The organism is Streptomyces sp. NPDC029151, from assembly GCF_055564315.1.
Genome location: NZ_JBVHWQ010000001.1, coordinates 1,094,629 through 1,117,007 on the forward strand (window position 1 = coordinate 1,094,629; position 22,379 = coordinate 1,117,007).

At 73.8% G+C, this 22,379-nt stretch carries 18 protein-coding genes; 9 read left to right on the forward strand and 9 right to left on the reverse strand.

Annotated features, from left to right (window positions below; translation table 11 throughout):
* Position 1: 1 nt before the first annotated feature.
* The 7 genes from ACZ4VF_RS04300 to ACZ4VF_RS04330 all read left to right on the forward strand — a co-directional run bounded on the left by ACZ4VF_RS04300 (position 2) and on the right by ACZ4VF_RS04330 (position 7,365).
* Positions 2-904, forward strand: a complete 903-nt coding sequence (locus ACZ4VF_RS04300) for a nucleotidyl cyclase domain-containing protein (protein ID WP_467923095.1) — start codon at positions 2-4, stop codon at positions 902-904.
* Positions 894-3,116 (forward strand): hypothetical protein, encoded by a 2,223-nt coding sequence (locus ACZ4VF_RS04305; RefSeq protein ID WP_467923096.1) that lies wholly within the window; start codon positions 894-896, stop codon positions 3,114-3,116. Before ACZ4VF_RS04300 ends, ACZ4VF_RS04305 begins: the two co-directional genes overlap by 11 nt.
* 67 nt (positions 3,117-3,183) lie before the next feature.
* Positions 3,184-3,903 carry a hypothetical protein gene (locus ACZ4VF_RS04310; protein WP_467923097.1) on the forward strand — a complete coding sequence of 240 codons (720 nt, stop codon included), beginning with the start codon at positions 3,184-3,186 and terminating at the stop codon, positions 3,901-3,903.
* Positions 3,900-4,172, forward strand: coding sequence for a DNA-binding protein (locus ACZ4VF_RS04315; protein ID WP_356157860.1), 273 nt, complete (start codon positions 3,900-3,902; stop codon positions 4,170-4,172). Before ACZ4VF_RS04310 ends, ACZ4VF_RS04315 begins: the two co-directional genes overlap by 4 nt.
* An 82-nt stretch (positions 4,173-4,254) precedes the next feature.
* Entirely contained in the window at positions 4,255-5,298 is a 1,044-nt protein-coding gene (locus ACZ4VF_RS04320; protein ID WP_467923098.1) for a hypothetical protein, read from the forward strand.
* A gap of 147 nt (positions 5,299-5,445) precedes the next feature.
* Positions 5,446-6,510 (forward strand): lipoate--protein ligase family protein, encoded by a 1,065-nt coding sequence (locus ACZ4VF_RS04325; RefSeq protein ID WP_467923099.1) that lies wholly within the window; start codon positions 5,446-5,448, stop codon positions 6,508-6,510.
* Between the two features lie 183 nt (positions 6,511-6,693).
* Positions 6,694-7,365, forward strand: a complete 672-nt coding sequence (locus tag ACZ4VF_RS04330; protein WP_467923100.1) for a hypothetical protein — start codon at positions 6,694-6,696, stop codon at positions 7,363-7,365.
* A 21-nt stretch (positions 7,366-7,386) separates the two neighbouring features.
* Here ACZ4VF_RS04330 and ACZ4VF_RS04335 read toward each other — a convergent pair whose 3' ends face one another.
* The 9 genes from ACZ4VF_RS04335 to ACZ4VF_RS04375 form a co-directional block, all read right to left on the reverse strand.
* Positions 7,387-8,913: an NCS1 family nucleobase:cation symporter-1 gene (locus tag ACZ4VF_RS04335; protein WP_467923101.1), complete on the reverse strand. Its 1,527-nt coding sequence runs from the start codon at positions 8,911-8,913 to the stop codon at positions 7,387-7,389.
* Between the two features lie 109 nt (positions 8,914-9,022).
* Positions 9,023-10,042 (reverse strand): TIGR03842 family LLM class F420-dependent oxidoreductase, encoded by a 1,020-nt coding sequence (locus ACZ4VF_RS04340; RefSeq protein WP_467923102.1) that lies wholly within the window; start codon positions 10,040-10,042, stop codon positions 9,023-9,025.
* A gap of 12 nt (positions 10,043-10,054) precedes the next feature.
* Positions 10,055-11,449, reverse strand: coding sequence for a dihydropyrimidinase (hydA, locus tag ACZ4VF_RS04345; protein WP_467923103.1), 1,395 nt, complete (start codon positions 11,447-11,449; stop codon positions 10,055-10,057).
* Positions 11,450-11,474: 25 nt separating this feature from the next.
* Positions 11,475-12,317 (reverse strand): nitrilase-related carbon-nitrogen hydrolase, encoded by an 843-nt coding sequence (locus ACZ4VF_RS04350; protein WP_467923104.1) that lies wholly within the window; start codon positions 12,315-12,317, stop codon positions 11,475-11,477.
* Positions 12,318-12,472: 155 nt separating this feature from the next.
* Positions 12,473-14,038, reverse strand: a complete 1,566-nt coding sequence (locus ACZ4VF_RS04355) for a PucR family transcriptional regulator (protein WP_467923105.1) — start codon at positions 14,036-14,038, stop codon at positions 12,473-12,475.
* Between the two features lie 67 nt (positions 14,039-14,105).
* The gene (locus ACZ4VF_RS04360; RefSeq protein WP_467923770.1) at positions 14,106-15,356 is read right to left on the reverse strand and encodes an aspartate aminotransferase family protein; all 1,251 of its coding nucleotides are present in this window, start codon (positions 15,354-15,356) and stop codon (positions 14,106-14,108) included.
* 29 nt (positions 15,357-15,385) lie between these two features.
* On the reverse strand, positions 15,386-16,228 hold the full coding sequence (locus ACZ4VF_RS04365; protein WP_467923106.1) for a nitrilase-related carbon-nitrogen hydrolase: 843 nt from the start codon (positions 16,226-16,228) through the stop codon (positions 15,386-15,388).
* A gap of 205 nt (positions 16,229-16,433) precedes the next feature.
* Positions 16,434-17,891, reverse strand: a complete 1,458-nt coding sequence (locus ACZ4VF_RS04370) for a hypothetical protein (RefSeq protein WP_467923107.1) — start codon at positions 17,889-17,891, stop codon at positions 16,434-16,436.
* Positions 17,892-18,040: 149 nt separating this feature from the next.
* Positions 18,041-18,292 (reverse strand): helix-turn-helix domain-containing protein, encoded by a 252-nt coding sequence (locus ACZ4VF_RS04375; RefSeq protein ID WP_467923108.1) that lies wholly within the window; start codon positions 18,290-18,292, stop codon positions 18,041-18,043.
* Between the two features lie 73 nt (positions 18,293-18,365).
* Here ACZ4VF_RS04375 and map point away from each other — a divergent pair, with 73 nt between their 5' ends.
* Entirely contained in the window at positions 18,366-19,142 is a 777-nt protein-coding gene (gene map, locus ACZ4VF_RS04380) for a type I methionyl aminopeptidase (protein WP_467923109.1), read from the forward strand.
* Between the two features lie 677 nt (positions 19,143-19,819).
* Positions 19,820-22,360 carry an ATP-dependent Clp protease ATP-binding subunit gene (locus tag ACZ4VF_RS04385; protein WP_467923771.1) on the forward strand — a complete coding sequence of 847 codons (2,541 nt, stop codon included), beginning with the start codon at positions 19,820-19,822 and terminating at the stop codon, positions 22,358-22,360.
* Positions 22,361-22,379 lie beyond the last annotated feature (19 nt).

The following is a 22,379-nucleotide window of genomic DNA, read 5'->3' on the forward strand; positions in this document are numbered from 1 at the left end:
AATGCACAGCGACCGTTCCGGGCTGCCCGCGACCTCGGCGGCCCCCTACTCCCGCAGCCGCCCGCTCCCGCCGTACCGCGGGATCCTGGCCGTGGACCTGAAGGGCTTCACCGAGCGCCCCGCCATCGACCACGAGGTGGTCAGCCGCGCGGTGCCCGACCTCCTGAGGATCTCGCTCGAACGCGCCGGACTGGCGCGGCTGTGGACCGACCGGCTGTTCCCCGCCACCACCGGCGACGGCTATGTCCTGGGCTTCGACCCCGCGTTGACGCCCCTGGTGATCCACCCCTGGCTGGACACCCTGCAGGACGTCGTCGCCGAACTGAACGTCCACGCCCTCGGCACGGCCCCGCTGCGGCTGCGGGTCGGTCTGCACATCGGCCCGCTGCCCGACACGGCGGACGCGTTCGGCGGCAACGGAACGGCCCGTACCGACACGCACCGGCTGCTCGACTCCCGTCCGGTCAGGGCCGTGCTGGCCGCGCACAGCGAGAACGTCACGCATGTGGCGGCCATCCTCTCCGACCGGTGCTACCAGGACGCCGTCGCCTCCGGGTACACCGGACGGCACCGCGACTGGTTCCACGAGGTGCCGGCGACCGTCGACGGCAAGGCGTTCGCCCAGCGGGCCTGGCTGTACGTGCCCTCCCCCTCCGGACCGCCGCCCGGCCGGACCGCCCCGGCGGACGGGACCACCGCGTCGGACCGCACCGCTCCGGCAGGCAGGAGGGCACCGGCGGGAGGGACGGGCACGGGCACGGGGGCGGGACGCCACCGTGCCGTCACCCGTGTGCTCCGTGCCGAGCGGGGCATCATCAACACCGGTTCCGTCCAGGGCGGCCAGCACCTGACCAACCTGGACGGGGCCGTCCGCCCCGGCCCGGAGGGCGGCCATGGCGACTGACCTCGACCCGGACGGTGTCCTCGACGCCCTTCCGCCCGAACTCGTCCAGGACCGCGGCCTGGTCGTCATCGCCCCGAACGGCTCGGTCAACACCGGCACCGTGCACGGCGGCCAGCGGTACACGGCGACGGACTCCCCCGCCGACGTACCCCTGGTGCGCCAGGGCCCGGTACGGGCGAAGGACCTCCGGGCGGCCCGGCGCCGCTTCGCCCGGCCGCCCGGCTACACCACCGGCCTCGACGCGCTGGACTCCTCCGGCGTCCTGTTCGTCGTCGGGGCACCCGGCACCGGCCGGCAGTCCCTGGCGCTGAACCTCCTGGCGCACGGCCGCGCCGAGCCCGTGCTGGTCCAGGTCGACGGGACGGTGGATCTGGCGCACTGGCGGCCCCGGCCCCGCGGAGTGCACGGCTACCTGGCGATGAACCTGGCCGACCCGTTCTCCCTGCGGCCCTGGGACGTCTCGCGTCTGGAGGCGGAGACGGAGAAGGCCGGCGCCCGGCTGGTCGTCGTCCTGCGGGAGACGCCGGGTCTGGCGCGGGTCCTGGAGGACCGCCTGGACGTGCGGGTGCTGCGGCACCGGCCGCCCGACCCGGGGGAGGTCTTCTCGCTCCACTTCGCGAGCCTGTGCCCGGACTCCCAGGAGCGCTCCCGCCGGCGCCGCCGGGTGGGGCAGGAGACCCTCACCGCGCTCCTGCCGCCCGGGCTGCCGCCCGGCAGAGCGGTGCGGGTGGCCGAGGCCCTGGCCCGTCCCGGGCCGGAACGGCGGGCGACCGCGGCCGAGCTGACGTCCGGGCTCGCCGCGGCCGAGGCGGCGCGGCTGGTCTCGGCGGCGGACGATGCTCCGGCGCTGCTGGCCCACCTGTTGTCGGTCTGCGTCCACCAGGGACTTCACCGGAACACGGTCCTCGGCCGGGCGACGGAACTGCTCGCCCTGGTCCGCGCCGACCACGGCCCCGGGACCCCGCCGAAGGCGCCGCCGCCGTACGACGGTGACGCGGGCAGGCCGGCGCTCGCCCTGCCGGGCCGCGCGGAGCCCCGGCCGGCCCTCGCGCCCGCCGCGGTGGAAGTGCCGGCCGAGATCGCCGCGGTGTGCGCGGTCGGCCAGGACGGTGACGGGGACCCGGTCGTCGCCTTCCTGTGGCCCGCGGTGGCCGAAGCCGTCTGGGACGAGGTGTGCCGGACCCGGACCGAGTGGCTGCCGCTGCTGCACGTCTGGCTCTGCGCGGCCGGGGACGAGGAGCAGGCGGAACGCGCCGGGCGCGCGCTGGCCGCCCTGGCCGTACGCACCGCCGGGCGCGGTCTCGCACTCCTCGCGGACCTGGTCCGCACCGGGGCGGAGGCGGCCGCCGAGATCGCGGGCCGTGCTCTCGCGGCGTCGTCACGCCTCACCCCGGCCGCCGCCACGGCGCGGGCGCTGCTGGAGGAATGGAGCGGCTCGCCCGAAGCGGAGCTGCGCGCCGCGGTCGCGGTCGCGTGCCGGCCGGACGCGGACGGACTGCCCGCCGAGGACGCCATGGGGCTGCTGCGCCGGGTGGTGGACGCGATCAGCGACGAGGACGCCGTGGCGACGGCCCTGCAGGTGTCGCGGGCGCTCCTGCTCCGGTTCTCCGCCGGAACGAGCCGGACCAGGGCGGTCGTCGTGCGTGAGCTGGCCGTCTGGGCGAACGCCGAGGACGTGGCGGGGTTGTTGGCCACCCTCGCGTTCCCCGCGCTCGTCGCCGACGACTGCGACTGGTTCGGCGGCCGGCTGGTCTCGGCGGAGGCGGCGTGCGTGGGGGGCGGGGACACCCGGGAAGACACCGGGGACACGGGAGACACCGGCGACGAGGCCCGGAGCGCCGAGGAGTCCAGGGTGTCCGCGGAGCCCGGGGAGTCCGCGGAGCCCGGGGAGTCCGCGGAGTCCGGGGAGGAGGACGCCGCGGGTCCGGTCGTCGCCCTCGTCGGTGCCGCCCTTGACGAGGCCTCGGCCTATCCGGCGATGCGGGACGCGCTGCTGATGTGGTGCGCCGGAGCGGACGGCGTTCCCGAACGCGCCCGGCAGCTGGACGAGTTGTTCGCCCGGCTCGCCGACAGCCGCCGTCCCGGCTTCCTGCGGCTGCTGCTGTCGATCGAGCGGGCGGACGGGACCACGCCCGGCAAGGCGCTCGCCGAGCGGTCCCTCGCCCGGTGGCGCGGCGTATCCGCCCGTGCCTTGGCCGACCCGGCCGAGTGAACCGCGCCGGGTGCCCCACGCCTTCCCGGCCAGGCGCCCCTTCCCCCTCATGACCAGGAGACCAACGATGACATCACCCCCGTACTCCGGCCTCTTCACCCGCGTGGAGCGGGACCTCGGCAGCCGGGAGCCGCTCACCGGGCTCCGGCTGGACGACGGATCCGGGGCCCCGGGCACCGCCCTGACCCCCGCCGAGGCACGCCCCCTGCTCTACGACCGCTCGGCGCCGCCCGCCCGGCGGGCCGCGCTGTGGCACCGGATCGTCGCACTGGCCCAGGCGGACACGGACGGCAACGGCTGGCGGCTGGGCGCGGTGTGGCTGGGGCTGCCGGGTCTGCGCCGCCACGCCTTCGCCCTCGTGCACCGGTTCGGCGCCGACCGCGACGACGTCGAGGCGGAGTTGCTCACCGCCTATCTGGAGACGCTGCGGACGATCGAGCCGCACACCCCCGACCCCGGATCCGTCCTGTTGCGCTCGGCGTGCACCCGCGCCTGGAAGGCCGTCGGGAGGGCCCGGCCGGAGAGGACCGTGGAGGACATCCGGTACACGGTCGACTCCCGGGGCGAGCGGGGCGCCCTGTGGCAGGCGGAGTTCGGCGGCCGCGACCGGCCGGACGGCCTCGCCGCCACCCTGCGGATCACCGTTCCGGCCGACCGGGTGGAGGGCGTGCGGATCGGCGCCCTGGCCCGGGAATGGGGGCTGACCGCACGGGTCGCCGGGGCCTGCCGGTTCCGGCGGGGCCGCAGGATCGGCACGCTGTCGCTCCGCTCCCGGAGCCGCGGATGACCGGGCGCGCGCAGACCCCGCTGACCTTCCGGGAGGTCCTGGACCTGCCGGTCAGTGTCGACCTGAGGACGGCGGCCAGGGCGTACGGCATGTGCGTGGCCACGGCCTACCGGCTGGTCGCCCTCGGCACCTTCCCCTGCGAGACCGTCCGGGTCGGCCGCCGGCACCGCGTCCTGACCGCCCATCTGCTGACCTCGCTGGGCATCGAGGAGCGGCCCGTCTACGCCGACGACCTCGGCGACGGCGTGGCGCCGACCCTCTTCGACTGAGCCACACCCGGCCGGGCGGGGCCGGACCGCCCCGCCCGTGCCCCTTCTCCCCTCCCCCTTCGTCTTCAGGAGGTACTTCGTCATGCCCACCTGTCTCGTCCTGGGCCCCGCGGCGCTCTTCCACGAGGAGGTCGTACGGCCCGTCTGCGAGGAACTGGAGCTGTCCCTGATCCGCGCCGACCAGCTCCCCGACCCCAGCCCGCTGGGTGAACGGCTCATGCGTCACCTGGTCGAGGAGGACGTCGTCGTCGCCGACCTCACCGGGGGCCACCCGGCCGTGGTGCTCGGGCTCGGGATCCGGCACGCCGCCGGACGGAGCGCGGTCCGGCTGGGGCAGGCCGGGACGGTGCCCGCGGGCCTCGGCGCGCTCCCGGCCGTCGAGTTCCCGCCGCTGCCCGGCGGCCTGGCCGAGGCACGGGCCCTGCTGCGGGCGGCCCTCGCCGAGGAACTGGGCCCGGCCGGGGGCCTGGGCGCCGCCGGGGCCCTCGGCCCGGCCGCCGTACCGGCCGGCGACGGCGACCGCGGGGAGGCCGGGGACGAGCCGGCCGGGGACCCGGCCGCGCTGGAGGAGAGCGGTCCCGGTCTGCTGGACCTGGCGGTCGCGGCCGAGACCGAGATGGAGGCGATGGCCGAGGACATGGCGATGGTCGAGGCGGCCTTCCTGGACCTGGGGGCGATGGGCGAGCTGTTCACCGAGGACGTGGTGCGGGCCAACATGCCGGGCGCCCCGATGAGCGCCCGGCTGGCCGTCGTCAACCGGTTCGCCAAGTCCATCGAGGGTCCCTCGGACGAACTGGAGGCGGCGGCCTGGCGCCTGGCCTCGCGGATGGAGCTGACGATCGGCGCGCTGCGCGCCTTCCTGGAGTGGGCAGGCAGCACCCCCCGCTCCGAGTGGCCCGACTTCGTGGACGCCCAGCTCGACCAGGTGATCGAGCAGACGCGGGAGATGCGGGAGTCGGCCACCGGCGTCGAGGGATTCGGGCCCATGCTGCTGTTCCTGGGCAGGACCAGCAGCCGGCTGCGCGGGCCGAGCCGGAAGATCGCCACCGCGCTCCGGACGCTGCTGGGCATCCTGTCGCCGATGGAGGAGTGCGCGCGCATGGCCCACACGCTGAAGGAGGCCTGACCGTCCGGTCGCCCGGCCCCCGTGCCGACCGGCGCGACCGACGGGTCCGTGCCGGCCGCGGTGCGGGGCGAGTCGTCCGGTGCGTCCGGGAACACCCCGGCCGGGCCGGACGTTGGTCGTCGTGCGGCAGGAACGGAGGCGCGGGAAGTGCACGGTGAGTACAAGGTGCCCGGCGGCAAGCTCGTCGTCGTGGACGTGGACGTCGAGGACGGCGTGCTGCGGCGGGTGCGCGTGGCGGGGGACTTCTTCCTGGAGCCCGACGAGGCGCTGGACGCGGTGAACGGCGCGCTGGAGGGCGCCCCCGCGGACACGGACGCGGCCGGGCTGGCCGCGCGGATCGACGCGGCGCTCCCCGCGGGGACGGTGATGTACGGCCTGACCTCGGAGGGCGTCGGCATCGCGGTGCGCCGGGCGCTCGCCCACGCCACGGACTGGACGGACTACGACTGGCAGCTGATCCACGAGGCCGCGCAGCCGCCGGCCCTGCACATGGCGCTGGACGAGGTGCTGACCGCCGAGGTCGCCGCGGGCCGGCGGCCTCCGACACTGCGGGTGTGGGAGTGGGGCGCCCCTGCGGTGATCATCGGCAGCTTCCAGTCGCTGCGCAACGAGGTGGACCCGGAGGGTGCCGCCCGGTACGGCATCGAGGTGGTGCGGCGGATCTCCGGCGGCGGCGCGATGTTCGTGGAGCCGGGCAACACGATCACCTACTCGCTGTCGGTGCCCGAGTCCCTCGTCCAGGGCCTGTCCTTCCAGGACAGCTACGCCTATCTGGACGACTGGGTGCTGGGCGCCCTCGGCGACATGGGGATCCGCGCCTGGTACCAGCCGCTGAACGACATCGCCACGGACCAGGGCAAGATCGCGGGTGCGGCGCAGAAGCGGATCGTCGGACCGGACGGCGGTCCGGGCGCGGTGCTGCACCACGTGACCATGTCGTACGACATCGACGCGGACAAGATGGTCGAGGTGCTGCGGATCGGGCGGGAGAAGCTGTCCGACAAGGGGACGAGGAGCGCGAAGAAGCGGGTCGATCCGCTGCGGCGGCAGACGGGGCTGCCCCGGGAGACCGTCATCGACCGGATGATCGAGTCCTTCCGCGCGCGCTACGGCCTGTCGCCGGGCGAGGTGACCGACGCGGAACTGGCCCGCGCGCAGGAGCTGGCGCGCACCAAGTTCACCTCTCCGGAGTGGACGGCGAGGGTGCCGTAGCCGGCTGACGACGGGCAGGGGCGCGGTGGATAAAGGGCAAAGACGGACAGCGGGCGCGGGCCGTCGTGACCGCCCGGGCACGGAGCGCGTTGGCACTTCCGCCCCACAGGCAGGCATGTGACACTGTCGTCCCCGTCCACCCTGCGGACCCCTCCGCACCCCCTCCCCCACGAGAAGTGCGCCGTGCGTTCCCTTCCTCTGCCGCTCACCCTCACCGCGCGTCTGTCGCCGGTCGCGGTGCTCGCCTGCGCCGGCTGGGCGCTGTCGTCCGGCCCGGCCGCGCCGTCGGCCGCGGCCGGGCACCAGACGGCCCCGAAGGTGCCCGCCGCGTCCTCCGCCGCCGCCCCGTCGTCGTCCTCCGGGACGGCGAGGACGTACTCCGCCGCGCCCTCCCCCTGCGCCGCGGTGCCCGCGGCCACGGTCAAGTCGCTGGTGCCGGGCGCGAAGACGGCCGGCAAGGAGATCCCGTCCACCGACACCGCGCTGCGCCGCACCTGCTCCTGGAACGCCCTCAAGGGCTACGACTACCGCTGGCTCGACGTGTCGTACGAGATCGTCGAGTCGGACGAGGCGGCCAGGAAGGAGTACGGGCAGCGGGTCGCCGAGAAGAGCGGCGGCGGGGCCGTGCCGGGGCTCGGGGACGGTGCCTACTCCGTCGTGAACCTCACCACGGAGGACAAGCAGCAGACCCGTGAGGGCGTGGTCATGGTCCGCGCCGCCAACGCCCTCGTCGTCGTCACCTACAACGGCAGCGACTTCGAGACCAGGAAGGCCCCCGACACGGACGAGATCAACAAGGGAGCCATCAAGGCGGCGAAGTCCGCGGTGGCCGCGCTGGGCGGCGGCCAGGGGTGAGTTCGTGAGACGGCCGCGCGGTCAGGGCGCGGCCGGCCTCGGTGGGGCGAGCCGGGTCAGGGTCAGGTACAGCACCAGTGAGGTGGCGAGGCCCACCGCCCAGCCGTAGTCGGCGAGGGGGGCCAGCGCGGGGACGGGGCGTCCGTCGATCAGGGGCCGGAAGCTCGCGCCGCCGACCGCGAGGACTCCGCCCGCCAGGAAGGCGACGACCGCCCGCCAGTTCCAGCCGCCCGCGTACCAGTACCGTCCGCCCTCCCGGTAGAGGTCGGCGAGGTCCAGCCGGGTGCGGCGCAGCAGCCAGTAGTCGGCGACGAGGATGCCCGCGACCGTGCCGAGGAGCCCGCCGACCAGGCCCAGCCAGGTGAAGATGTAGCCCTGCGGGTCGGAGTACAGCTTCCACGGGAGGATCAGCACCGCGAGGACCGCGGTGATCAGGGCGCCGGTGCGGAAACCGACCTTCCGGGGGGCGACGTTGGAGAAGTCGAAGGCCGGGGAGACGAGGTTCGCCGCGATGTTCACGGACAGCGTGGCCACCAGGACGGTCACGAGCGCGTAGAGCAGCCCGGCCGGGTTGTCCGTCTTCGCCGCCAACTGCACCGGGTCCCAGACCGGTTCGCCGTACACGGCCTGCGAGCCGGAGGTGACCAGCACGGAGAGGAACGCGAAGAGGGTCATCGTGGTCGGCAGGCCGAGGGCCTGGCCCCAGGTCTGCGCCCGCTGGCTCCTGCCGTAACGGGTGAAGTCGGGGATGTTCAGCGACAGCGTGGACCAGAAGCCGATCATGCCCATGAGGGAGGGCCAGAACAGCTTCCAGAAGTGGCCGCCCCAGCCCAGCTTCGACGGCTGGTCGAAGAGCGGGCCGAATCCGCCGGCCTTGCTGCTCATCCACCCCAGCATGACGAACGCGCCGACGAGGACGAAGGGCGCGGCCCAGTTCTCGAAGCGGCGGACGGTCTCCATGCCGCGGTGGATGATCGCGACCTGGATCGCCCAGAAGAGCGCGAAGGACAGCCACATGGTCCAGGCGTGTCCGCCGATGTGCGAGGCGTTCCGCCAGCCCTCGCCGATCAGTTTCCCGGCGAGGAAGTAGATCGCCTCGCCGCCGATCCAGGTCTGGATGCCGAACCAGCCGCACGCCACCAACGCCCGCACCACGGCGGGCAGGTTGGCACCGCGCACACCGAAGGAGGCCCGGGCGAAGACCGGGAAGGGGATGCCGTACTTGGGGCCCGCGTGCCCGGTCAGCAGCATCGGCACCAGGACGACCAGGTTGGCGAGGGCGATGGTGAACACCGCCTGCTTCCAGTCCATGCCCACCGCGATCAGCCCGGACGCCAGGGTCCAGGAGGCGGTGTTGTGGGCCATGCCGACCCACAGGGCGGAGAAGTTGTACGTGGTCCAGGTGCGCCCCGCGGCGGGGACCGGGAGGAGGTCCTCGTTGGCGTAGGGGCCGCCGGGCGGGGGTGTGCCGGGGGCGAGTTCCACGCGCCCGTCGGGGAGGGTGACCTGGCCGGATATCGGTACGGCGGGGGGAGCGGTGTCGGTCATGGGCTGGCCAATCGGGGAGAGGGGTCGGGAATGGCCGTGGGGGCACCGGCCCCCTCCCCGGGACGGCGGGGAGGGGGCGTGGGGGGCGTGGGGGGCGCGGGGAGCGGGGTCAGGCGTTGACGGCCGGGATCACCTGCGCGCCGTAGGCGTCGATGGTGGCTTCCTGGGCGTCGTGCATGTCGTACACCGCGAACTGGTCGACGCCGAGGGCGCGCAGCGCGGTGAGTTTCTCGATGTGCTTCCGGACCGGGCCGATGACGCAGAACCGGTCCACGATCTCGTCGGGCACGAACGCGGTGTCCGGGTTGCCGCTGCGTCCGTGGTGGGCGTAGTCGTAGCCCTGCCGGGCCCTGATGTAGTCGGTGAGTTCCCCGGGGACCCGGCCGGAGTGCTCGCCGTACCTGGCGACCAGGTCGGCGACGTGGTTGCCGACCATGCCGCCGAACCAGCGGCACTGGTCGCGGGCGTGCGCGAGGGCCTCGGGCGAGTCGTCCTCGGTGACGTAGGCCGGGGCGGCGACGCAGATCGTCACCTCGGACGGGTCACGGCCGGCGGCCACGGCGGCGTCCTTGACGGCCTTCACCATGTACTCGGTCAGGTACAGGTCGGCGAGCTGGAGGATGAACCCGTCGGCCTCCTCGCCGGTCATCCGCAGCGCCTTCGGCCCGTACGCGGCCATCCAGACGGGGAGTTCGGCACCCTCCCTGATCCACGGGAAGCGGATCTTCGTGCCGCCGAGGTCGGCCTCCTCGCCGCGGCCGAGGGCGCGGATGACCTTCATGGCCTCGCTGATCCGGGCGAGGGTGTTGGGTGTGCGGCCCGCGACGCGCATCGCGGAGTCGCCGCGGCCGATGCCGCAGACGGTGCGGTTGCCGAACATGTCGTTGAGGGTGGCGAACGTGGAGGCGGTGACCTCCCAGGTGCGGGTGCCCGGGTTGGTGACCATCGGGCCGACCTTCAGTTTCTGCGTGTTCGCCAGGATCTGGCTGTAGATCACGAACGGCTCCTGCCACAGCACGGCCGAGTCGAAGGTCCAGCCGTAGCGGAAGCCGTTGCGCTCGGCCCGTTTCATCAGGCTGACGACGCGCGAGGCGGGCGGGTCGGTCTGGAGGACGAGTCCGAAGTCCATGGGGCGTCACTCCTAGTTCAGGTACTGACAGGTGGAGCGCGGGGTGAAGACGCCGTGTCCGGCGCGTCCGGTGTACTCCCGCCGGTCGATGACGGGTTCACCGCGCGACAGCACCGTCTCGACACGGCCGGTGACCCGCTTGCCCTCGTAGGCGGAGTAGTCGACGTTCATGTGGTGGGTCGCGGCGGACATCACCTGTTCGGCGTGCGGGTCGTAGATGACGACGTCCGCGTCGGCGCCCGGGGTGATGGTGCCCTTCTTCGGGTACAGGCCGAACATCCGGGCCGGGGTGGCGCAGGCGATCTCGATCCAGCGGCGGCGCGAGATGTGTCCGTCCACGACGGCCTGGTGGAGCAGGTCCATGCGGTTCTCGACGCCCGGCAGCCCGTTGGGGATCTTCGAGAAGTCCCCGCGGCCGAGTTCCTTCTGGCCGGTGAAGCAGAAGGGGCAGTGGTCGGTGGAGACCACCTGGAGGTCGTTGGTGCGCAGGCCCTGCCACAGCCTGGCCTGGTGGTCGCGGGGGCGCAGCGGGGTGCTGCACACGTACTTGGCGCCCTCGAAGCCGGGTTCGGCGAGGTTGTCGGTGGACAGGAAGAGGTACTGCGGGCAGGTCTCGCCGAAGACGTTCAGTCCCTCGTCGCGGGCCCGCGTCAGCTCGGCGACCGCCTCCATGGCGGAGACGTGCACGACGTACAGGGGGGCGCCGGCGACCTGGGCGAGGCGGATGGCCCGGTGGGTGGCCTCGGCCTCCAGCAGGGCCTTGCGGACCTCGCCGTGGTAGCGGGGGTCGGTCTCGCCCCGGGCCAGTGCCTGTTCCACGAGCACGTCGATGGCGATGCCGTTCTCGGCGTGCATCATGATCAGCCCGCCGTTCCCGGCGGCGCGCTGCATGGCGCGCAGGATCTGCCCGTCGTCGCTGTAGAAGACCCCGGGATACGCCATGAACTGTTTGAACGAGGTCACGCCCTCCTCGATCAGGAGATCCATCTCCTTGAGCGTCTCCTCGTTCACATCGGAGACGATCATGTGGAAGGCGTAGTCGATGGCGCAGGTGCCCTCGGCCTTGGCGTGCCAGGTGTCCAGGCCCTCGCGCAGGGTCTGGCCGACGCTCTGCACCGCGAAGTCGACGATGGTCGTCGTACCGCCCCAGGCGGCGGCCCGGGTGCCGGTCTCGAAGGTGTCGGAGGCGTGCGTGCCGCCGAACGGCAGCTCCATGTGGGTGTGGGCGTCGACGCCGCCCGGGATGACGTACCTGCCGGTGGCGTCGATGGTGCGGTCCGCGCTCCAGCTCTGGGAACCGGGCGTGGCGAGGGCGGCGATGCGGCCGTCCTCGATGAGGACGTCGGCGTGGATCTCGTCGGACGCGGTGATGACGAGTCCACCGCGGATGACGGTACGGCTGCTCATGCTGCTCCCTTGGTCGACGGTGCCGTCAGGGCGCGGTCAGCGGTCCGTAGGCCCCCGGCGCCCGGTCGCGGTAGAACTGCCAGCGGTCGCGGACCTCGCGGAGCCTGGCCAGGTCCAGGTCGCGGACGACGAGTTCGGTCTCCTTGTCGCCGGCGACCTCGCCGACGAACTGGGCCTCCGGGTCCACGAAGTACGTGGTGCCGTAGAAGTCGTTGTCGCCGAGGTCCTCCACGCCGACCCGGTTGATCGCGCCGACGAAGTACTCGTTGGCGACGGCCGCCGCCGGCTGTTCCAGCTGCCACAGGTAGCGGGAGAGGCCGCGTGAGGTGGCCGAGGGGTTGAAGACGATCTCGGCGCCGGCGAGGCCGAGCGCCCGCCAGCCCTCCGGGAAGTGGCGGTCGTAGCAGATGTAGACGCCGATGCGGCCGGCGGCGGTGTCGAAGACGGGCCAGCCGCTGTTGCCGGGCCGGAAGTAGAACTTCTCCCAGAATCCCCGGACCTGCGGGATGTGGGTCTTGCGGTACTTGCCGAGGTAGGAGCCGTCCGCGTCGATCACGGCGGCGGTGTTGTAGAGGACGCCCGGCTGCTCCTCCTCGTACATGGGCAGGACCAGGACGATGCCCAGTTCGCGGGCGAGGGACTGGAAGCGCTGCACGGTCGGGCCCTGCGGGATCCGCTCGGCGTACTCGTAGAACGCCTTGTCCTGGACCTGGCAGAAGTAGGGGCCGTAGAACAGCTCCTGGAAGCAGAGGACTTGGGCGCCCTGGGCGGCGGCGTCGCGGGCCGCCTGCTCGTGCACCCGGATCATGGACTCCTTGTCGCCCGTCCAGGCGGTCTGGAAGAGGGCGGCACGGATCACTCGGCTCATCGGGACCTCCGGTAGCTCGGTGTGCGCTGAGCGTAGGAAGTCCGGACGGCCGGTTGGACGGGCAGCGTGTCACGTTCGCGGGTGGTCGGCGTGCCACCGTGTCACGCGTGCCCGGGCCCATGTTTCACCGCCGTTGTCGCAGGTCGTCGCATGTGTCATCCCTGTTGCGCGTCGTGCGCGAGGAGCGCGATGTGCACGGAGGCCGCCTGTTCGAAGTCGTCCAGGTCGACGCCGAGGCGGGTCTGTATGGCCTCCAGGCGGCGGTAGAGGGCGGGCCGCGAGACGTGGTGGAGCTGGGCGGTGCGGGACTTGTTGCGGCCCGTGGCCAGATAGGTGCGCAGGACGTTCAGCAGCTCCGGTTCGGCCTCGCACAGCAGCCCGTCCAGCTCGCGTTCGGCGAAGGACTGCACCTGGGGGTCGTCGCGCAGCAGCCGGATCAGGCCGCGCAGGTGGACGTCCTTGAGCCGGACGACGGCCGGCAGGTCGAGGGCGGCCGTGGAGCCGGCGACGGCGTCGGCGACGTGCCGGGCCTCGCGCAGTCCGGCCGGCACGTCCTCCCAGGCGGTGCGGGGGTCGGCGGCGGCGACCACGGTCTCGGACCCGGCCCGCAGCCGCGTCGCGAAGTGCGTGGTGAGCGCCCCTGCGTCCTGGTCGCGAGCGAGGCTGAGCAGCACGGCGGCGGTCCCGTCGGCGAGTTCGGCGGCGATGCCGGGCAGCCCCAGCAGGCGCAGCACCCGGTCCAGCTGGTCCGGGCCGCGGCCCTGGACCACGAGCGGCACGAACGTCCGCCGGTTCACCGGCAGTCCGGCCGCGCGGGCCCGGGGCAGCAGCTGCCGGGCCGGTACGACGCCGGAGACGAGGTCGGTCAGCAGGCTCTGCGCGGACTGCTCCTCCCAGCTGTGCGCGGCGGTGCCGCCGAGCATCCGGTGCAGTACCAGGGCCTCGGCGGCCCGGTCGGCGAGCAGCCGCCCGCTGGCCGGATCGCCCCGGTAGCCGCACAGCAGCAGCCGGCCCCAGCGCTCGCCGCGCCCGCCGAGTTCGGCGCGGACCCAGCCGTCGCCCGCGGTGCCGCCGGCCTGCCGGGCGATCCGCTCCCAGTCGCGCAGCACGTCGTCCACCGCGGGGCGCTCGCCCGCCGTGCCGAGGACGCGGTGGGCGAGGTTGGTGACGACGACCGGGCAGCCGCTGTGCCGGGCGATCTCGTCGAGGAGCCGTTGCAGCGGGGCGCCGGCCGTGATCAGTCCGGTGAGCGCGGTGCGCACGGTCTCCGACAGGCTGATCGCGGCGTACTTCCGCCGGACCAGCCGGGACTGGACCTCCTCGGTCAGTTCGGCGAAGGGGAACGGCCGGTGCAGGACGACCAGGGGAAGCCCGCACCGCTCGGCGGCCCGGCGCATCACCTCGGGCGGCGCGGGGAAGGCCCGGCCGAGACCGAGGACGACGGCCGCCGCCTCCGCCCGGTGCAGGGACTGGATGTACTCGGCCTGCCGGGCCTCGTCGCCGGCGAGCAGCACACCGGTGGTGAGGACCATCTCGCCGCCGCTGAGCATCACCCCGACGTCGGCGGCCTCGGCGACGTGCACCCAGCGCACCGGCCGGTCCAGCTGGTCCCGGCCCGCCACCACCTCCGGTTCCCCGGCGAGCACCCGCTCCAGGGTGAGCACCTGGCGCACGGACAGGGCGGGTTCCGGGGCGTGCCGGGACTCCGGGGTGATGCTCATGGCCGTACACCTGTTCTCTCGTACGTGCTCCTCGGCTGTGCTCTCGTACGTGCCCCTCGGCTGTTCTCTAGTACGTGCTCCTCAGGGCGTGTTCCAGGATCGCCGCGCCCTCCTCGGCCTCGGCGACGGTCAGCGACAGCGGCGGGGTGATCCGCAGGGCGGTGGTGCTGTGGCCGCCGCCCTTGCCGAGGAGCAGCCCGCCCTCCCGTGCCGCCTCCAGTACGGCGGCGACGGCCTGCGGATCGGCCTCGTCCGTGCCCGGCCGGACCAGTTCGACGCCGATCATCAGCCCGCGTCCGCGCACCTCGCGCACCCCGGGCAGCTGGGCGGCGACCGCCCGCAGCCGCTCGATGAGCAGCCCGCCGACGCGCCGGGCGTTGCCCTGGAGGTCGTGTTCCAGGAGGTAGGTGAGGTTGGCGAGGCCGGCGGCCATGGTGACCTGGGTACCGCCGAAGGTGGAGATGCTCTGGGCGTCCAGGCAGTTCATGATCTCGGCGCGGGCGACGACCCCGCCGACGGACATGCCGTTGCCGATGCCCTTGGCGAAGGTGACGATGTCGGGCGGGCCGCTGCGGGCGTGTGCCTGCCAGCCCCAGAAGTGGTCGCCGGTGCGGCCCCAGCCGGTCTGCACCTCGTCGGCGATCCACAGGATGCCGTGGTCCCTCAGGACGTCGTGGAAGGCGGCGTAGAGACCGTCGGGCGGGGAGGTGAACCCCCCGACGCCCTGGACGGGTTCGGCGATCAGCGCGGCCGGCGGGCGGATGTGGCCGAGGACGTCCTTGAGGTCGGCGACGCAGGCCTCGACGAACGCGCGGTCGTCGAGGTGGGCGAAGGGTCCGCGGGTGCGCACGCCGCCGTGGACGTAGTGGGTCTGCAGCGGGGACAGGGAGGTCGGGGACCAGACGCGGTTGCCGGTGATGCCGACCGCGCTGAAGGAGCGGCCGTGGTAGCTGTTGCGCATGGCGAGGACGGTGTTGCTGCGCCGGTAGGTGGTGGCAAGCAGCAGGGCGGTGTCGTTGGCCTCGGTGCCGGAGGTCGTGAAGAACACCCGCGGGTCCGGGACGCCGCTCACCTGGGCGATGCGTTCGGCGAGTTCGACCATCGGCCGGTTGAGGTAGAGGGTCGAGGAGTGGATGATCCGGCCGGCCTGCTCACCGACCGCCTTGGTGACCTCCGGCAGCGCGTGCGCGGTGAGCGTGGTGAGGATGCCGCCGAAGAAGTCCAGGTAGCGGCGTCCGGCGGAGTCCCAGACGTACCGCCCCTCGCCGTGGGTGATCTCGATCGGGTCGTCGTAGTAGAGGGCGAGCCAGTCGGGCATGACCCTGCGGTGGCGGGAGTGGAGGTCGGTCACGGCCGTACCAGCCCTTCGTAGGCGTCGGGGCGGCGGTCACGGTAGAACGCCCACTGCTGCCGGACCTCCTCGATGAGGTCGAAGTCCAGGTCGCGGACGAGGAGTTCCTCGCTCTTGTCGTCGGCCACGTCCCCCACGAACCGCCCCCTCGGGTCCACGAAGTACGAGGTCCCGTAGAAGTCGTTGTCGCCGTACTCCTCCTGCCCCACGCGGTTGATGGCGGCGACGAAGTACTCGTTGGCGACGGCCGCCGCGGGCTGCTCCAGCCGCCACAGGTAGGCGGACAGGCCCCGGTGGGTGGCGGAGGGGTTGTAGACCAGCTGGGCGCCGTTCAGTCCGAGTTGCCGCCAGCCCTCCGGGAAGTGCCGGTCGTAGCAGATGTAGACGCCGACCTTGCCGACGGCGGTGTCGAAGACGGGCCAGCCCAGGTTGCCGGGCTTGAAGTAGTACTTCTCCCAGAATCCTCTGACCTGGGGGATGTGGTGCTTGCGGTACTTGCCGAGGTAGCTTCCGTCGGCGTCGATGACGGCGGCGGTGTTGTAGTAGAAGCCGGACTGCTCGACCTCGAAGACCGGTACGACGATCACCATGCCGGTCTCGCGGGCCAGCTCCCGCATCCGGTGCACGGTCGGGCCGTCGGGGACCGGCTCGGCCCAGCGGTAGTGCTCCGGCTCCTGGACCTGGCAGAAGTAGGGGGCGTTGAAGACTTCCTGGAACCCGATGATCCGGGCGCCCCGGCGGGCCGCCTCGCGGGCGTGCTCCTCGTGTTTCGCCACCATGGACTCGGTGTCGCCGGTCCAGGTGGCCTGGACCAGAGCGGCGCGGACGACGTTGGCCATGAGCTGCTCCTTCGACACGACGTCAGAGCCTCTACGCCCGTAGAGCAGACCGTAGAGGGACGAAAGTAAGCCTCCGCGCGGGTCTTGCCAAGACCATCGTCGCCAACCCGCTGAGTCGATCTCGTTTCACACTCCTGCGGGTGACAGGTCCGACCCCTCGCCGTGACATACCCACCCACACCGGGACACTACTCTCCCCCGCCCGTCACGTGCCGTACCCGGCGACGCGCACCGCGTGCACGAGGTCCCAGTGCCGCTCGGCGGAGACCCCGAGCGCGGCCTGGAGCAGCAGCGGGACCAGGCGCCGGGGGTCGGCGGCGGCACACCGGGCGGCCTCCTCCGGCGTACGGACCCGCACACAGGCGTCCAGCAGGGCCCGCGCCTCCCGGCCCCGCCCCTCGCCGTCCAGCCGCAGCACGGCCTCGCCGATCTGCTCCGCGGGCCGCACCACCCCCTGGCGCAGCAACTGCCGCCCGTCGTCGTCGCGGCCCGCCGCGGCGAGCGCGTCGGCGGCGGCGACCAGCTGTTCGGGGGGCAGTGCGGCGGCCTCCCACAGCAGCGTGGCCCAGTCGGCGCCGAGCCCCGCCCGGTGCAGGGCGTCCGCGAACAGGGGCAGCCGCCCCACGGGCCACCGGACCGCCTCCGCCAGCAGCACGTGCGCCTCCCCGCTCCGCCCCTCGGCCCGCAGCCTCGCCAACCGCGCGACCGCGCGCGCGACGGCCTCTGCGCCCCCTCGGTCCACGGCGACCGGCTCCGCCCGCACCGGCTCCCCCGCCTCCTCGACCCCGGCGAACCGGGCCCCCCGCGGGGTACGCCGTCCCGCGCCGGCGTCCGCCCCGCCGCCCCCGCCCGCCCGCGGCACGACGACCGGGGCTTCCCCGTCCCCCTCCCCGGCCCCGGCGAACCGGGCACTGCCCCGACGGCGCTTCCGGGATCCGCCGGAGGTACCCGTCGCCTGCCGGCCGGGGCCGGGGCCGGACCAGGCAGCAGGGCCGACGGGCGGGGCGTCGGCGACCGCTTCAGCCGCTTCAGCCGGTCCAGCCGGTCCAGCCGGAGCGGGACGGCCGGCGGGGGTACCGGCGGGGTGCGCCGGGCCCGCGACGGAGACGGGGTCCCGTGTGCGCGGGGGGCTGCCGGCGGCCGCTCCGGTCCCGGCCCCTCGGTCCAGGCGCCGCAGGCGCGCCTGGAGTTCGGTGCAGCGGGCCGCGGCGCGGCGGTGGTCGTCCTCGGCCCAGGCGAGGTCGCGGTGGAGGGACTCGGCTTGCTCCGGGGAGAGCGGGGCGGAGAGGAGGCGCGTCAGGCCGGCCCGGCGTTCCGCGGCGTAGCGCTGTTCGCGGAGCATGACGTCGAGCCGGTCGGCCAGCGCGTCACGGGCGCCGGGCCGGGCGTCGTACACGGTGAGCGCGGCCGCGTGCAGCGCGCGCACCCGTTCCCGTTCGGCCGCCGCGGCGGCGGTGCCGTACGCCACCCCCAGGTCCTCCAGTAACGCCTCCACCACGTCCCAGGGCGGCACCTCACGCCCGTCCAGGCAGGCGCGCATGCCCTCGGGATCCCGCTGCCAGAACACCGCGCTCCAGCCGCCGCGCGGGTCGAGGCGCGCCAGGAGGGCGTCCAGGTGGTGCGCGAACTCCCGCACCGCCTCGGGGAGTCGATCCACAGCCATCGCCCAGCTCCCGCCCGACCGCCAGCACTCCGACCGGTAGGCAACACCAGTCGTGTTACGGGCTTGCTACGCAGAGTTTTCGGGCAGTGCGCGGACCGCTCAGCACGGGAACCGGGCGGGTGCGCGGCGCGGCGCCGCGCCCGGCTGCCTCAGACGGGCACCAGGGCGCACCGGGCGACCAGCTCGTCCATCGACAGACCGAGGACGCCCGCCAGCGCGGCCACGGTGAAGAACGCCGGCGTCGGCGCCCGCCCCGTCTCGATCTTGCGGAGCGTCTCCGCGGAGACTCCGGCCCGGGCGGCGACCTCGGCCATGCTCCGGGCGCCGCGCGCCTCACGCAACAGCAGCCCGAGCCGCTCGCCGCGTTCGCGCTCTTCCGGGGTGAGGGGGGTGCGCACCATGCGCCCATTCTAATACCGGCCTCCGCGGCCGCACCGAGGTCGACCCCATTTAAATACCGGTATAGTAATTGGCATGACGGAACTGAAGACCACCACGTCGATCGACGCGATGCACGAGGCCGGCCGGGTCGTCGGCCGGGCCCTGACCGCCGTGCGGAACGCCGCCCGCGTCGGCGTCACCCTGCTGGAGCTGGACGAGGTCGCCCGGGAGGTGCTGCGCGAGGCGGGCGCGTCCTCACCGTTCCTCGGCTACCGCCCCTCCTTCGCCCCGACCCCCTTCCCCGCGGTGATCTGCGCCTCCGTGAACGACGCGATCGTGCACGGCATCCCGACCGGCTACCGGCTGCGCGACGGCGACCTGCTCTCCGTGGACTGCGGTGCGGAACTGGACGGCTGGGTCGGCGACTCGGCGATCAGCTTCGTGGTGGGCCGCCCCCGCCCGGCGGACCTCCGGCTGGTCGAGACCGCCGAGCGGGCGCTGGCCGCGGCCGTCGAGGCGGCCGTGCCCGGCAACCGCATCGGCGACATCGCCCACGCCGTCGGCCGGGTCTGCCGTACGGCCGGCTACGGCATCCCGCAGGGCTTCGGCGGCCATGGCGTGGGCCGCCGCATGCACGAGGAGCCGGAGGTCCCGAACGAGGGCCGCCCCGGCCGCGGCCTCCCCCTGCGCCCCGGCATGGTCCTCGCCATCGAGCCCATGCTGATCGCGGGCGGCACGGACGGCTACCACGCGGCGGCGGACGGCTGGACCCTGCGGACCGACGACGGCTCCCGCGCCGCCCACGTCGAGCACACCGTGGCGATCACGGAGTCCGGTCCGAGGATCCTGACGGCCCGAGACACGCCCTGACGGGTCACGGGAGGCGCGCCTCGCGCCGAGCACGGTGAGCGCGCGGGTCCCACCGTCGCCGGCTCCCGGGAGGACCCGGCCCGCCGGCGCCTTCGTGTGATCGCCAGGAACCCCGTCGCCTCCTGTTCCGCCGGTCTGTCCGGGGAGCCCGGTGACGGCCGTTGCCATCGGTCGGGCCCGACACCGAAACCGGTGACGGCCTGGCACCATGGGCCGCTGCCCGCACCCCTCGAACGTCGCGTCATCCCCCGGCGGAACCTGGCCGCGCTGCTGCGCGGCCTGGCGGACAACCCCTCCGCGCGGCCGGAGGTCATCGTTCGCCTCACGGCAGCGGACATCGACCGGAGCCGGCTCGCACGGCGCCGCGACCTGCCCGCTGGCCGCGCTGATCCTCGCCGGCGACGAGGACCCGAACCTGCGGTCGGAGCTGGCTGCTCATCCGGATCTCCTCCGGTACCGGAGCAGGATCGCCGGGCCCGCGACGGGACCCGCGCCGGGGCCCGTGACGGGGCCCGTTCGATGACACCGCACCGTGTCGGCCGCAACCGCTGATCCCCGGCTCCGGTGCCCCGTGGGCGAACATGCCCACCCCCACGGATCGTGTCATCGTGGGCATGAGCAACCCACCCGCGGGTTACCCGGCCGCTCCGCATGTCGTCAGCGAAGGAACCCACGCCATGACCAACGGCTACCCTCCTGACCCGTTCGGCGAATTCCTGGCCCGCTTCTTCGGCGGAGCCACCGGCGGAGCGCCACGGCACATCGACATCGGCCGCCTGCTCAGCCAGCCGGCCCGGGAGCTGGTCAGAGGAGCGGCCCTGTACGCCGCCGAGCACGGCAGCCGGGACCTGGACACCCAGCACCTGCTGCGCGCGGCCGTGTCGACCGAGCCCACCCGGAGCCTGCTCAGCCGGGCGGGCGCGGACCCGGACTCGCTCGCCCACGAGATCGACGACCGGGCGGGCCCGGTGCAGCACCCGCCGGGCGAGGCACCGCCGCCGACCTCGCTGTCGCTGACCCCGGCGGTCAAGCGGGCGCTGCTGGACGCGCACGACATGGCGCGGGCGAGCGGCGCCGGGTACATCGGCCCGGAGCACGTGCTGAGCGCGCTGGCGGCGAACCCCGACTCGGCGGCGGGGCACATCCTGCACGCGGCCCGGTTCTCGGCGGGCGGCCTGCCGCCCGAGGCCCCGGAGAGCACGCAGACCCGCCCGGAGCGGCAGCGGCAGCGGCCCACCGGCACGCCGACGCTGGACAAGTACGGCCGCGATCTGACCGATCTGGCCCGGCAGGGCGGGATCGACCCGGTGATCGGCCGGGACACGGAGATCGAGCAGACCATCGAGGTGCTGTCGCGGCGCGGCAAGAACAACCCGGTGCTGATCGGTGACGCGGGCGTCGGCAAGACGGCCATCGTGGAGGGCCTGGCCCAGCGGATCGCGGACGGGGACGTCCCGGACGTCCTCGCCGGCCGCCGGGTCGTGGCCCTGGACCTCACCGGGGTGGTGGCCGGCACCCGCTACCGCGGTGACTTCGAGGAACGCCTGAACAACATCGTGGAGGAGATCCGCGCCCACTCCGACCGGCTGATCGTGTTCATCGACGAACTGCACACCGTCGTCGGCGCCGGCTCCGGCGGCGAGGGCGGCGCGATGGACGCCGGGAACATCCTCAAGCCCGCCCTCGCCCGGGGGGAGCTGCACATCGTCGGCGCGACCACGCTGGAGGAGTTCCGCCGGATCGAGAAGGACGCGGCGCTGGCCCGCCGATTCCAGCCGGTCCTGGTGCCCGAGCCGACGGCCGCGGACACGATCGAGATCCTGCGCGGCCTGCGCGACCGGTACGAGGCCCACCACCAGGTCCGCTACACCGACGAGGCGCTGGTCGCCGCCGTCGAGCTGTCGGACCGGTACCTCACCGACCGGCGGCTGCCGGACAAGGCGATCGACCTGATCGACCAGGCGGGCGCCCGGGTCCGGCTCGGCGCGAGGACGAAGGGCACGGACGTGCGCGCGATGGAGCGCGAGACGGAGCAACTGGTCCGGGACAAGGACCAGGCGGTCGCCGACGAGGACTACGAGCAGGCCAAGCAGCTGCGGGACCGGGTCGCCGAGCTGAAGCAGCGGATCGCCGAGGCGTCCGGCGGCGACCGGGCCGACGAGGGCCAGGACCTGGCGGTGACGGCGGAGGCCATCGCCGAGGTGGTGTCACGGCAGACCGGTATCCCGGTCAGCCGGCTGACCCAGGAGGAGAAGGAGCGGCTGCTCGGCCTGGAGGACCACCTGCACCAGCGGGTGGTCGGCCAGGAGGAGGCCGTCGCCGTGGTGTCCGAGGCCGTGCTGCGCTCCCGCGCCGGGCTTGCCAGCCCCCGCCGGCCCATCGGCAGCTTCCTCTTCCTCGGCCCGACCGGCGTCGGCAAGACCGAGCTGGCCCGGGCACTGGCGGAGGCGCTGTTCGGCAGCGAGGACCGCATGGTCCGGCTCGACATGAGCGAGTACCAGGAGCGGCACACCGTCTCCCGGCTGGTCGGCGCGCCGCCCGGGTACGTGGGCCACGAGGAGGCGGGCCAGCTCACCGAGGTGGTGCGCCGGCACCCGTACTCGCTTCTCCTGCTGGACGAGGTGGAGAAGGCGCACCCGGACGTCTTCAACATCCTCCTCCAGGTGCTGGACGACGGCCGGCTGACCGACTCCCAGGGCCGCACGGTGGACTTCACCAACACGGTCATCGTGATGACCAGCAACCTGGGCTCCGAGGCGATCACCCGGCGCGGTGCCGGGATCGGGTTCGGGCCCGGGGGCGCGGACGCCGACGAGGAGGCGCGGCGCGAGCAGATCCTGCGGCCGCTGCGCGAGCACTTCCGGCCGGAGTTCCTCAACCGGATCGACGAGATCGTGGTCTTCCGGCAGCTGACGGGCGAGCAACTGCGGCGGATCACCGAGCTGCTGCTGGAGAGCACCCGGCGGCTGCTCGAGGGGCAGGACGTGTCGGTGGAGTTCACGAGCGCGGCCGTCGACTGGCTGGCCGAGCGCGGGTACGAGCCGGAGTACGGCGCCCGGCCGCTGCGCCGCACCATCCAGCGGGAGGTGGACAACCAGCTGTCCCGGCTGCTGCTGAACGGCACGATCACCGCGGGCAGCCGGGTGACGGTGGACGTGGCGGACGGGCGGCTGGCCTTCCGCACCGGGGAAGTACAGCCGCCCGCGCCGGAGTTGTGAGGGCGCACCGTGAGCGTCC

What these genes read in the sequence shown, in the direction of transcription:
- ACZ4VF_RS04310 (WP_467923097.1), top strand. Translation starts at nt 3,184, where the DNA reads ATGACATCACCCCCGTACTCCGGCCTCTTCACCCGCGTGGAGCGGGAC.
- ACZ4VF_RS04375 (WP_467923108.1), bottom strand. Translation starts at nt 18,292, where the DNA reads ATGGTGCGCACCCCCCTCACCCCGGAAGAGCGCGAACGCGGCGAGCGG.
- ACZ4VF_RS04365 (WP_467923106.1), bottom strand. Translation starts at nt 16,228, where the DNA reads ATGGCCAACGTCGTCCGCGCCGCTCTGGTCCAGGCCACCTGGACCGGC.
- ACZ4VF_RS04385 (WP_467923771.1), top strand. Translation starts at nt 19,820, where the DNA reads ATGACCAACGGCTACCCTCCTGACCCGTTCGGCGAATTCCTGGCCCGC.
- map (WP_467923109.1), top strand. Translation starts at nt 18,366, where the DNA reads ATGACGGAACTGAAGACCACCACGTCGATCGACGCGATGCACGAGGCC.
- ACZ4VF_RS04350 (WP_467923104.1), bottom strand. Translation starts at nt 12,317, where the DNA reads ATGAGCCGAGTGATCCGTGCCGCCCTCTTCCAGACCGCCTGGACGGGC.
- ACZ4VF_RS04305 (WP_467923096.1), top strand. Translation starts at nt 894, where the DNA reads ATGGCGACTGACCTCGACCCGGACGGTGTCCTCGACGCCCTTCCGCCC.
- ACZ4VF_RS04355 (WP_467923105.1), bottom strand. Translation starts at nt 14,038, where the DNA reads ATGAGCATCACCCCGGAGTCCCGGCACGCCCCGGAACCCGCCCTGTCC.
- ACZ4VF_RS04335 (WP_467923101.1), bottom strand. Translation starts at nt 8,913, where the DNA reads ATGACCGACACCGCTCCCCCCGCCGTACCGATATCCGGCCAGGTCACC.
- ACZ4VF_RS04360 (WP_467923770.1), bottom strand. Translation starts at nt 15,356, where the DNA reads ATGCCCGACTGGCTCGCCCTCTACTACGACGACCCGATCGAGATCACC.
- ACZ4VF_RS04315 (WP_356157860.1), top strand. Translation starts at nt 3,900, where the DNA reads ATGACCGGGCGCGCGCAGACCCCGCTGACCTTCCGGGAGGTCCTGGAC.
- ACZ4VF_RS04370 (WP_467923107.1), bottom strand. Translation starts at nt 17,891, where the DNA reads ATGGCTGTGGATCGACTCCCCGAGGCGGTGCGGGAGTTCGCGCACCAC.
- ACZ4VF_RS04340 (WP_467923102.1), bottom strand. Translation starts at nt 10,042, where the DNA reads ATGGACTTCGGACTCGTCCTCCAGACCGACCCGCCCGCCTCGCGCGTC.
- ACZ4VF_RS04300 (WP_467923095.1), top strand. Translation starts at nt 2, where the DNA reads ATGCACAGCGACCGTTCCGGGCTGCCCGCGACCTCGGCGGCCCCCTAC.
- hydA (WP_467923103.1), bottom strand. Translation starts at nt 11,449, where the DNA reads ATGAGCAGCCGTACCGTCATCCGCGGTGGACTCGTCATCACCGCGTCC.
- ACZ4VF_RS04320 (WP_467923098.1), top strand. Translation starts at nt 4,255, where the DNA reads ATGCCCACCTGTCTCGTCCTGGGCCCCGCGGCGCTCTTCCACGAGGAG.